Source organism: Duganella hordei, assembly GCF_040369125.1.
Taxonomy (GTDB): Bacteria; Pseudomonadota; Gammaproteobacteria; order Burkholderiales; family Burkholderiaceae_D; genus Rugamonas; species Rugamonas hordei.
In genome coordinates this window covers 44,746-55,133 of the sequence record NZ_BPWI01000004.1, presented here as the reverse complement: position 1 = coordinate 55,133, position 10,388 = coordinate 44,746, and the positions used below count along the sequence as shown (strand labels likewise).

The following is a 10,388-nucleotide window of genomic DNA, read 5'->3' as shown; positions in this document are numbered from 1 at the left end:
TGCGACCCCAAGTGTGCGGCGTTTGAACCGCCCTTACACATTACGGCTGCGACGGCGTGCCCATAGTCCCGCCAAGCTCCTCAGTCTTTCGATGCCGCACCGTCATGATCACCGTGCCATCTTGAAGTTGCGTGAAGGTCAGCCGAGCCCCTGGCAGTAGCCCCATAGCTGTGCGCATCGCCTTCGGAAGAGTAATTCGGCCTCTGGATGTAACTGTCACAACCGTCATCTTGCGCTCCCCATTGATCTTGCCTTGGACGAGCATGCCGCTCTGAATAAACACACGGCCGTCGTCCTGCATCGTAAGCACGTCAGCGTCATCGAAAAAAGCATGTCGACCATCTTGGAAATGAGTTCGGCAGGTATCCAACAGTCGCGATGAAGTTAAGAGCTGAAGCTTGCGCGCCCGCCCCAAAAGCATCTCGGAAAAATAAATAAACAATACATATTGTTTATACTAATAATGCACCATTGACGAGTGTGCCGGCCTATAGCCCGTTAGAGGCTCCTGATTACAAGTGGTTCGGCGAAGGCCAGCCCAAAATTGAAGCAGCTTTTCGTACTATCCAAAACGCTTCGCCTTCACTTGCGAAGTATTTTGTCTGCATAGTCGGCAGATAAAGCTCCAAAATAGCATCTTCTGACATATGCGAGCAATTCTCGGCCTTGCTGCGGGCTGCGGCCCGTGCAACTTTACCAGCGAGCACCTCGCATTTTTTCCACCGAAGATTTCTCTCTTCTGCTGATTGTGTTGGTGCTGCGAATCCGCCGCCCGGCGTGCGAACTAGAAGAAGCTTCGGGGCGGCGCCAGAAACAGCGCCAAGCTTATGTAGCCAAGGAAAGTCATCCGGTGCGCTAATAGGATCGATTGGGTCGGACATCACGCTAGCTTTCAGTTAGGAAGATCGACCGCAACAAGCGTCATAAGGCGAGTTCGGATTGCTGTTTGAACGTCAAAATCGCTTATCCCTTGATGGTCATCGGTTTTGATCAAATTACCGCGACATTGGCTTGGCCATCCGACATCGTCGTTGTCAATCGCGAGCCAGGTCGTTGGCTGCCGGCGCAGTACATCGGCGTAGATTTGTGCGCCCCTTGAAGTGTTCTCGAATACGAATTTGTTCATTTCTCGACGGTGAAATGTAGCGCCTATAATCTTGGCCTGTAGGCCTAGGCTCAACTGCTTTTTGGCGTATTGGAAGCTCTTCAACCGAACCCAGCTGGTGGCTAACACTATCCCCACTTCTGGGTACGGCGCCAGCAGGTCTTCTAAAATGTAAGCCCATTCGAAGAGGCTATGACCGGAGGCTCGCATGTGGATGCCGCGTTTGCGAGACCAGTACACGTCATCAGGGTGAAGCACTCCATCAAAGTCGAGGTACACGAGGCATAAGCTCGAACGCGAAGGGGGTACATTTAGCATGTTGTCCATCTATAGATTTCCACGTATCTGCCAGTATTCACTGCGTCGGCCGATACCTCGATAAAGGGGCTGATCTGGCTCAGCACATATTGTTCATGTATCTAAACCTGCGTCATCGTGGGTCCGTTTTTCCGACTCACTCGGTGCGTTTGAGGTTTCAGCAGATACGTTGATCTCATCGAAATATCCGTTAATTGCTATAGGCAAGCTCGAACGATGGATAGAACAGCCTATCAAGCGAGATACGAGTTCATCTCGGAGAGCCAAGTCCAAGGTAATCATGAGTTCAGGCACCATCGTGTCCACTTGAGTGAGAAATTGGCTGTAGTTCTTGACCGACTGCATTCGGACAAGCAATCCCAAGTAGTCGGTTAAGAACATCTTGAGCTCTGACCGTTCAGGTAGGTCCATGCCGCCATCCAAACACAGGGCGATTTTCCGTGTCAAAAAAATTAGCTCGTCAATTGGGAGGTTTGAAGGTAGCAAGAGAGAACTATCTGGGCACTGGAGCCGAGCGTGCATAGAGGAGAGTGACATGTCTAGCCCAAAGAACTTTATAACGTCTAGTTAAGCGCAACTGTTAACGTGATTGGGGTGAAGAGCCGTCGCTGCGCAACTGCTCGACCATCAACCCAGTTGCACTCCGGAAAAATTAGTCTTGCGTCACGGATCATCCCAAAAATAACGGACATGTCCGTTGGCAACGCTGACAGTATAGCGACATCATGGGTCGGTGACCAATTTTTCTCCACATGCTAACCAACCCGAACTTGTCGCCTTAGGACAAGCAGTCCGCAAGCTGCGCAAGGACCGAAATATGACACAGGAGGATTTGGCTCATGCGTCGGGTGTGAACATAAGCTACATCGGTATGATCGAGCGTGGGCAGAGTAACCCGGCGTGGTTGACCTTAGTCAGGCTCGCGACTGAACTGGGGGTGACGGTGGAAGGTATTGCCGCAGAAGCCGGAATGTAGTGATCCCTCTGGTCCGCAACTTAAAATCGCTGCGGCAACGCTAACTATCCGTATTACAATCATGTTTCCACATGGAAAATATAAGAGGAAACATGTCTTGGATTCCAATCCGAATCGACTTCGTAGAACCAGGCACACAATGCTCTCGCCCAGCTAGCAACGGAAGAATCCATGGGTTCAAGACGGACACCGCAATATTCTTGCTAGACGAGGAGACTGGTCGCAGTCTGCCCTTCGGCCCGACATGTGCTGGCTTCATGGTGGGCGACAAAGCCTCGCTGCGAGGTATACCTGATTTCACGACGCGCGACGTGTAAGTTATCGAAACGTAAGGGGGAGCGGGTCTTAGATGGAAATCGGAAAGCACGCGGTGGACTTACTGGGGAGCTACCCACACAACGGGATGTTGGAGAGAATTTTCGACGAAAAAGCCTTGGTTGTTCGCGCTTACCCACATCTCAGTCATCGAGTGAACACGGGCATCCGCTCCTCCGCTTGCTTGCGGCCTTGTACCAACAGTTTTTTGGGGGTACAACCTTTTTAGAGCGTACCTGCTGTAGAGAAGTAAACAAAACCCCATAACTCTTTGAAGTTATGGGGTTTTTTGCAGGGCGAATAAATCTGCGTCCGAAAAAATTAAGGAGACCGAATGCGTAGTCGACGGGGCAGTGCACTAATCGCCATCATTCTTGCATGCGGCGCATGCGTCACCGGCGCTGCGACCGAGGCATTGCCATTGACCGCGGCGCGGGCCGATGTCGGCCGCGAACGCATCAACATCGACAAGGACTGGCGCTTCGCTTACGGCCACGCGTACGATGCGCAAAAGGACTTTCGCTATGGCACGCGTCCTTTTTTCTTCGCCAAGGCAGGCTATGGCGACGGTCCGGCCAGCGCCGACTTCAGCGATAGCGCATGGCGCAAGGTGGATCTACCGCACGACTGGGCGGTGGAACTGCCGTTTGACGCGCGCGCGGACGCCAACCACGGCTCGCTCGCCATCGGCCGCAACTTCCCGGAAAACAGCGTTGGCTGGTATCGCAAGGTCTTGCATATTCCGGCTGCAGACAGAGGCCGCCGCATTGCGCTGGAATTCGATGGTGTCTATCGCAACAGTGTGGTCTGGGTTAACGGCCACTACATAGGCACCGAACCCAGCGGCTATTCGGGTTTTCGCTACGACATCACCGATTACCTGAATTTCGGCGGCGCCAACGTCATCGCGGTACGCGCTGATGCCACGATGGAGGAAGGCTGGTTCTATGAAGGCGCCGGCATCTATCGCCATGTCTGGTTGACCAAGACGGCGCCGCTGCACATTGCACAGTGGGGGACGTTCGTCAAACCGAAGGTGGAAGGCGAGTTGGCGCGCGTCGGGATGGACGTTGTGGTGACCAACGACGGCAAAAGCGCGCAATCGTTTACGCTGCGCCAACAGGTATTCGCGCCCGATGGCAGGCTGGTGGCGCAGACGGAGCAGGCCAGCCTGAGTGTGGGGACCGCGCGCGATGGCGAATTCAGTTCATCGCTGACCGTGCCCAATCCTCGCCTGTGGTCGCTCGACGATCCGAGCCTGTATACGCTGAAAACCAGCCTGCTGCAAGAGAACAAGGTCGTTGACAGTTATGACACCCGTTTCGGTATCCGCGCGGTGGTGTTCGATCAGAATCAGGGCTTTTTCCTGAATGGCAAACCGCTCAAACTGCAGGGCACCAACAATCACCAGGATCACGCCGGCGTCGGCGTGGCCCTGCCGGACGGTTTGCAGACCTGGCGTCTGAAGCAGCTTAAGTCGTTTGGCGTGAATGCCTACCGCGCCTCGCACCACCCGCCGACACCGGAATTGCTGGACGAGGCGGACCGGCTGGGCATGCTGGTCATCGATGAGCACCGCATGATGGGCACGGCGCCGGAAATACGCGGACAGCTCGAACGGCAGATTCGGCGCGACCGCAACCATCCGAGTGTCATCATCTGGTCGGTGGGCAACGAGGAATGGGCGCTGGAATGGAACGCACTGGGCGCCCATCTGGCGCGCGAGATGCACGAGCAGGTCGAACGCCTGGATCCGACGCGGCGTACGATGGTGGCAACCAGCGGATCGGGCAAGGGTGTGTCGCTGGGCGCGGACGTCATCGGCTTTAACTATGGCGCCCAGCACGATGTCGACCAGTTTCATCGCGATCATCCCGCCAAGCCGGCGTTGATGTCGGAGGAGGGCTCCACCTTCGCCACGCGCGGCGTCTACTTCGATGAACCGACACGCTCCCATCTGAACGCATATGATCGCCAAGGCAGGCCGGGCAACAGTCTCAGTATCGAAGAAGGCTGGCACCGCGTACAGGCGCGTGACTGGATGGCCGGGATGTTCGTCTGGACTGGTTTTGACTATCGCGGCGAGACCACTCCCTTCGGCTGGCCCGCCATCTCGTCGCAGTTTGGCATGGTGGACACGACCGGCGTATTCAAGGATACGGCGTATTACCTCAAGTCCGTGTGGACGCGTGAACCTATGGTGCATATCCTGCCGCATTGGAATTGGGATGGGAGGGAAGGCCAGCCGATCAAGGTGCACGTGTACAGCAATGCCGAAGCGGTCGAGTTGTTCCTGAACGGGCGCTCTCTTGGCCTCAAGGCGATGCCCAAGGATGGGCATCTGGAGTGGACGGTGCCGTATAAAGCGGGAAAAGTGACGGCGACGGCATATCGCAGCGGCAAGTCAGTGGCTAGGGACGAGGTCACCACCACCGGCACGGTTTCGCGGATCTTGCTCAGCGCCGACAAGGCTGCCCTGAAGGCTGACGGAACCGATATCGCGGTGGTGTGGGTGAATGTTGCCGATGCGGCAGGAAGGATTGTGCCGACAGCCGGCGACCAGATCGATTTCGAAGCATCCGGCCCGATTCGCATCATCGGTGTTGGCAATGGCGATCCGGGTTCGCACGAGCCGGACCATCCGGCCGACCGGCATGCGTTCCATCCTCTTTCTGGCTGGCGCACTCTTGCTGTCGACGGCCCGGATCATCCAGCGGCGCATGCCGAGACGGTGGATACCTCGGGTTGGCGCGACCCGGGTGTCTGGTTGGCGCCGGAAAACCAACCGGCGGCGACCAGCCATGTGGTGCTGCGCGGCCAATTCGCCGGCCCCGCAATGGCGCCGAACGATCGCGCCGCCTTGTTCATCGACCAGCTGGGGGCCGATCAAGCGGTGTATGTGAATGGTCGCGCGGTCAGCGCGACGCAGGTCGAGGGGGGGCTGATGGTCGCACTGGAGGCGGCGCAGTTGAAGCAGGAAAACAGCCTGGCTTATGTGGTGGCAACGCCGGAAGGCGGCGTCCAGGGGATGCTCGACCGATCCGCGGGGACCAGCAAATGGGGCGTGTTGCGGGTCATCTCGCCAGCCGCGCCATGGCGTCGGCGCGTGTTCAACGGCTGGGCGCAAGTGATCGTGCAATCGACCGGCGAAGCCGGAGAGGCAGCCTTGGTGGCGAGGTCGAACGGCTTGTCCGCGTCGACGGTCCGGTTCCAGTTGCGCTAGCGGCAAGAAGGAATGCGCGGCTGGTAGGCGCGGCGGACTACGAGGCCGATCCGGCGCCATGATGTTCATCCCACACCGCAGCCGCCGCGCGTTCGATCACGGGGCGCCAGTCCGGCGCCACCGGCAGACGGAACACTTCGGCCAGCGCCAGTTCGATTTCGTCGGCCGACAGGAAGCGGCGTTCGCTGCCGCCGTCCGCGCGGCGTATCGTCAGGCGGTTGCGCAGCAGTGCGTGGCGCGCCTCGGGCGTGGTGCGCGCCACGATCAGGTCGCGGCGGAAGTGCGATTGCGGGTAGGTCGACGTGTAATAGTTGGCCATCTCATAGTCGCCGTCGCGGCATGGCGACGGGGCGATCAGGTAGACCGGCATCCAGTCGTCGCCCAGCAGCAGTTCCAGCAGATGCTCGTTGCCCTGGGGCGTCAGGCGGAACTGCTCGTGCGGCGTGGACTGCGGCGTCTGCAGGTCGAAGCGGATGGGCGAGGTCAGCACGCTGCTGCCGAAGCCCACGTCGCACAGCCAGGGCTGGCCGTCGATCGTCACGCGCAGCACCATGTGCGTGCGCGGCCGGTGCAAGGCTTCGGCGCCCGCCATCCATCGCACCTGGGCGATCAAGGGCTCCACCTGGAAGCCCAGTGCGCTGAGCACCCGCTGGAACAGGCTGTTCTGCTCGAAGCAATAGCCGCCGCGCCCGGCATGGATCAGCTTGGCGTCCACCGCTTCCGGCGCCAGCAGCACCGGCCGGTCCAGCAGCACGTCGATGGCTTCGAAAGGAATGGCGGCCGGGTGCAGCTGGTGCAGGGCGCGCAGCGTCTCCAAGGTGGGCGCGCGCGGACCGGTATAGCCTATGCGCGCGCAATATGCGTCCAGTAGTTCCATGGTCCCGCCTACTTTGAATGTTAGCGAAAGGATCACTATCATACCAGCGCCGTGCCTCGTCGCGATTGTTCGATTTATATGAACGATTCGTCAAAAACATATCAATAGACTGCATGGATTGACGATCCCATACTTCCCTTATTAGAAAAGGTAATAAGGAAGAATGAAATGCGTATATCGAACACGGTGTTGCGGGCCCTGGTGCCTGGGTTGCTGCTATGCGGCGCGGTAACTGCCGCCGCGCTGGGGCTGGAACGACTGGAAGCTTGGCTGTTCGGCCGGGCCTGGCTGGAAAGCCTGGTACTGGCCATCCTGCTGGGCAGCGCACTGCGCACCTTCTGCCGCCTGCACAGCCGTTACGACGCCGGCATCCACGCAGGCGCCAAGACGCTGCTGGAGATCGCCGTCATGCTGCTGGGCGCGTCCGTCAGCGCCGCCGCCATCCTGGAAAAAGGCTGGATGCTGATCGCCGGCATCGCCGCCGTGGTCGTGCTGGCCATCGCCTGCAGCTACGCGATCGGCCGCCTGAGCGGCTTGCCGGCCAAGATGGCCATCCTGATCGCCTGCGGCAATTCCATTTGCGGCAATTCCGCCATCGCCGCCGTCGCGCCCGTCATCGACGCCGACGGCCAGGACGTGGCCGCGTCGATCTCGTTTACCGCCGTGCTGGGTGTGATCGTCGTGCTGACGTTGCCGCTGGCGATGCCGCTGCTGTCGCTGTCGGCGGTCCAGTACGGCGTGTTTGCCGGGCTGACCGTGTACGCCGTGCCACAGGTGCTGGCCGCCACCAATGCCGTCTCGCTGACCAGCGCCCACATCGGTACCCTGGTCAAGCTGGTGCGGGTGCTGATGCTGGGGCCGGTCGTGCTGTCGCTGTCGCTGTGGGGGCCCCGGCAGCGGCAGCAACGGACCGCGCCGCAGCTGTCGCATCTGCTGCCGTGGTTCATCGTCGGCTTCCTGCTGCTGATGGCGCTGCGTTCGCTGAGCCTGATTCCTGCCATGCTGCTGCCGCCGGCGCACCACGCGGCCGATGTGCTGACCATCATGTCGATGGCCGCGCTCGGACTGGGCGTCGATGCCCGCGCTGTGCTGCGGGCCGGCGGCCGGGTTACCATGGTGGTTGTGCTGTCGTTGCTGGCGCTGTCGGCAATCAGCATCGCGTTGATTAAATTACTGGGCATCGCCTGACCATGCAAACCACCGATAACCATCGCGCCGCAGTGTTGCTGGAGCAGCAGCTGAAGGACGCGCCATGACGCTGGAGCAGCTGCGCATCTTCATCGCGGTGGCCGAACGCGCGCACCTGACGCAGGCGGCCGACGCGCTGGCGCTGACGCCGTCCGCCGTCAGCGCTTCGATCCGCGCGCTGGAAGAGCGCTACGGCACACCGCTGTTCAACCGCATCGGCCGCGGCATCGAAGTCAACGAGGCGGGGCGCTTGTTTCTGATCGAAGCGCGCGCCACGCTGGGCGCCGCGCGCAACGCCGAGCTGACGCTGGCCGAACTGGCCGGCCTGAAGCGCGGCGCGCTGACGCTGCATGCCAGCCAGACGCTGGCCAACTACTGGCTGCCGCCGCGCCTGTTGCGTTTCCGCCAGCGCTACCCGCAAATAGAGTTGAGCCTCACCGTCGGCAATACCCGCAGCGTCGCGCAGGCGGTGCTGGAGGGGCGGGCCGACCTGGGCTTCGTCGAAGACAGCATCGACGAAATCGAGCTGAGCGTCAGCGCGATCGCCGAGGACCGCATCGTGGCGGTAGTCGGCCCCGCCCACCCATGGGCCGACGGCAAGCCGGTCAGCGCGCAGGCGCTGCTGGCGACGCAGTGGATCATGCGCGAGCAGGGGTCGGGCACGCGTTCGGCGTTCGAGACGCGGCTGCGCGGCATGGGCATCGATGCAGCCAAGCTCGACGTCGTGCTGGCGCTGCCATCCAACGAGGCTGTGCGCTCGGCCGTCATGGCCGGTCCGTACGCGGCGGTGGTGTCGGAGCTGGTGGTCGCGTCCGACCTGCAGGCGGGCCTGCTGCGCGCGGCGCATTTCGCGCTGCCACCCCGGCCGTTTTCCTTGCTGCATCACCGTCAGCGGTCCAAGAGCCGCGCCGCACTGGCGCTTGAGCAACTGCTCGGCGAGATCGCTCCCTAGGGCGTGGTCTTGATGGCGGGCGTCTTGACCAGCTGGCTGGTATCGAAGCCCTGGCGCGTCAGCCGGTCGACCAGCGCCTCGTAGGCTTGCGGCGTCACGGACGGCGTGCGCGACAGTATCCACAGATATTCGCGGCGCGGCTCGCCGACGGCGGCCAGCTGGTAGTCCTCATCGATGTCGAGCACCCAGTAGTCGGCCCACACCATCGGCAGCAACGACAGCCAGGCAGGCGCGAAGCGCACCTGCAGTTTAGGCGAGGTCGTGCCGCCGACCTGGCGTGCCTCGGCCGTGGCCTGTATCATTTCGCCGCCGGCGGTCTGGCAGCGGTTCAGCACCGCCACCTTGCCGTCTTTCTGCAGCGTGTAGTTGGCGGTGGTGGCGGCGACGCACTTGCGCTGGAACCAATTGGGGAACTTGGCGATTTCGTACCAGGTGCCCATGTAGCGCGGCACGTCCAGCGCGGCGATGGTGACCAGCGGCGTTTCGGCAGCCGGCGCGTGCAGGCTGGCAAGCGAGAACATGGCGGCGATCAACAATTTTTGCATGGCATACCTCTGCGGCGGAAAACCACATGGTAGTGCAAGCGCGTCCCAGCCGCCGGACGCGAGGATCCGGTATGCTAAACCCATGAGCGCAACACACAAAGCAGACGCCGCCCTGTTCCGCGACATGGAGCAGGCGCTGATCGTCGAGTTTTCCAAAATGATAGACGCCAGGGTGCGTTCGTCGCACGAGGCCGGCGCGCGTCACCCGTATGTGGTCGGCAGCGCGTTGTGCGGACAGGACCAGGCGCTGGCCGACTACCTGTTCGCCGCCCGCGGCCAGTTTGCGCTGATCGAGTTCAAGGCCAGCGAGGAGCGCTTGAAGAGCGAGGGCACGAAGGAGCAGCGGCTGCGGCTGCTCGATTCCTGTGCCGCCGACAGCGCCCGGCTGGCGCGTGCGCAAACGATGCACCATGCCGCTTGGGGCCGGCCGGTCCAGCTCGACCTGCCCGGGCTGGGGCGGCAGACCATGGAAGAAATCGTCGTGGCGCGCTATGTCGCCAAGGTTGGCGCCGTGCTGGGGCGCGGGTTGCCGAAGGCGGTGGCGCGCGAGTGGCGCGCCGCCGAATTCATCGATGCCTTCATCGAGCGCCGCACGACCGGCAGCAATATCCAGCGCTTCAAGCGCTATCTGACCGAGTTGTACGAGCTGGTCGGCACGGATGGGGCCAGCGGGCTGGCGGGCTTCCAGGGCGTGGTCACGGTGTATGTGCCGGGCGCGCCGCAGCCTTTCCAGTCGCTGCGGTTCGACAATTTCACCCACCTGATGAAACTGACGATCCATTACGATCCGCAGTATTTGCGCGAGCATGAGCAGTCGCGTGCCATGCATAGGGATGCGCCCGAGCATCGGCCAACGCCGTCGCGCGACCCCGGCATGTCGCGCTGAGGC

11 protein-coding genes are annotated in these 10,388 nt (G+C 61.1%); 5 read left to right on the top strand and 6 right to left on the bottom strand.

Annotation, left to right across the window (positions count from 1 at the left end):
• Window positions 1-40 precede the first annotated feature (40 nt).
• From ABWW33_RS10930 to ABWW33_RS10915, 4 genes are all read right to left on the bottom strand, one after another.
• Window positions 41-442 (bottom strand): AbrB/MazE/SpoVT family DNA-binding domain-containing protein, encoded by a 402-nt coding sequence (locus ABWW33_RS10930; RefSeq protein WP_353401499.1) that lies wholly within the window; start codon window positions 440-442, stop codon window positions 41-43.
• A 70-nt stretch (window positions 443-512) separates the two neighbouring features.
• Window positions 513-881, bottom strand: coding sequence for a hypothetical protein (locus tag ABWW33_RS10925; protein ID WP_353401497.1), 369 nt, complete (start codon window positions 879-881; stop codon window positions 513-515).
• Between the two features lie 11 nt (window positions 882-892).
• A complete protein-coding gene (locus ABWW33_RS10920) occupies window positions 893-1,432 on the bottom strand; it encodes an HAD domain-containing protein (RefSeq protein WP_353401495.1) in 540 nt (179 codons plus the stop codon).
• 84 nt (window positions 1,433-1,516) lie between these two features.
• Window positions 1,517-1,834, bottom strand: coding sequence for a hypothetical protein (locus ABWW33_RS10915; protein ID WP_353401493.1), 318 nt, complete (start codon window positions 1,832-1,834; stop codon window positions 1,517-1,519).
• A gap of 322 nt (window positions 1,835-2,156) precedes the next feature.
• On the opposite strand from ABWW33_RS10915, the gene ABWW33_RS10910 reads away from it, so the two are divergent.
• Both ABWW33_RS10910 and galA read left to right on the top strand, forming a co-directional pair.
• A complete protein-coding gene (locus ABWW33_RS10910; RefSeq protein ID WP_353401491.1) occupies window positions 2,157-2,399 on the top strand; it encodes a helix-turn-helix domain-containing protein in 243 nt (80 codons plus the stop codon).
• 649 nt (window positions 2,400-3,048) lie between these two features.
• Window positions 3,049-5,937 carry a beta-galactosidase GalA gene (galA, locus tag ABWW33_RS10905; RefSeq protein ID WP_353401489.1) on the top strand — a complete coding sequence of 963 codons (2,889 nt, stop codon included), beginning with the start codon at window positions 3,049-3,051 and terminating at the stop codon, window positions 5,935-5,937.
• A 37-nt stretch (window positions 5,938-5,974) separates the two neighbouring features.
• On the opposite strand, the gene ABWW33_RS10900 is transcribed toward galA, so the two are convergent.
• Window positions 5,975-6,814, bottom strand: a complete 840-nt coding sequence (locus ABWW33_RS10900) for an arylamine N-acetyltransferase family protein (RefSeq protein ID WP_353401487.1) — start codon at window positions 6,812-6,814, stop codon at window positions 5,975-5,977.
• Between the two features lie 168 nt (window positions 6,815-6,982).
• On the opposite strand from ABWW33_RS10900, the gene ABWW33_RS10895 reads away from it, so the two are divergent.
• Both ABWW33_RS10895 and ABWW33_RS10890 read left to right on the top strand, forming a co-directional pair.
• The gene (locus ABWW33_RS10895; protein ID WP_353401486.1) at window positions 6,983-8,002 is read left to right on the top strand and encodes a YeiH family protein; all 1,020 of its coding nucleotides are present in this window, start codon (window positions 6,983-6,985) and stop codon (window positions 8,000-8,002) included.
• A gap of 64 nt (window positions 8,003-8,066) precedes the next feature.
• Entirely contained in the window at window positions 8,067-8,954 is an 888-nt protein-coding gene (locus ABWW33_RS10890) for a LysR family transcriptional regulator (RefSeq protein ID WP_353401484.1), read from the top strand.
• On the opposite strand, the gene ABWW33_RS10885 is transcribed toward ABWW33_RS10890, so the two are convergent.
• On the bottom strand, window positions 8,951-9,499 hold the full coding sequence (locus ABWW33_RS10885) for a lipocalin family protein (RefSeq protein ID WP_176653434.1): 549 nt from the start codon (window positions 9,497-9,499) through the stop codon (window positions 8,951-8,953). The two genes, ABWW33_RS10890 and ABWW33_RS10885, sit on opposite strands and share 4 nt — an antisense overlap.
• Window positions 9,500-9,581: 82 nt before the next feature.
• On the opposite strand from ABWW33_RS10885, the gene ABWW33_RS10880 reads away from it, so the two are divergent.
• On the top strand, window positions 9,582-10,385 hold the full coding sequence (locus ABWW33_RS10880) for a hypothetical protein (RefSeq protein WP_353401482.1): 804 nt from the start codon (window positions 9,582-9,584) through the stop codon (window positions 10,383-10,385).
• Window positions 10,386-10,388: the final 3 nt, after the last annotated feature.

Coding starts and splice junctions, on each gene's coding strand:
- ABWW33_RS10900 (WP_353401487.1), bottom strand. CDS start 6,814: ATGGAACTACTGGACGCATATTGCGCGCGCATAGGCTATACCGGTCCG.
- ABWW33_RS10925 (WP_353401497.1), bottom strand. CDS start 881: ATGTCCGACCCAATCGATCCTATTAGCGCACCGGATGACTTTCCTTGG.
- ABWW33_RS10890 (WP_353401484.1), top strand. CDS start 8,067: ATGACGCTGGAGCAGCTGCGCATCTTCATCGCGGTGGCCGAACGCGCG.
- ABWW33_RS10895 (WP_353401486.1), top strand. CDS start 6,983: ATGCGTATATCGAACACGGTGTTGCGGGCCCTGGTGCCTGGGTTGCTG.
- galA (WP_353401489.1), top strand. CDS start 3,049: ATGCGTAGTCGACGGGGCAGTGCACTAATCGCCATCATTCTTGCATGC.
- ABWW33_RS10880 (WP_353401482.1), top strand. CDS start 9,582: ATGAGCGCAACACACAAAGCAGACGCCGCCCTGTTCCGCGACATGGAG.
- ABWW33_RS10885 (WP_176653434.1), bottom strand. CDS start 9,499: ATGCAAAAATTGTTGATCGCCGCCATGTTCTCGCTTGCCAGCCTGCAC.
- ABWW33_RS10915 (WP_353401493.1), bottom strand. CDS start 1,834: ATGGACCTACCTGAACGGTCAGAGCTCAAGATGTTCTTAACCGACTAC.
- ABWW33_RS10920 (WP_353401495.1), bottom strand. CDS start 1,432: ATGGACAACATGCTAAATGTACCCCCTTCGCGTTCGAGCTTATGCCTC.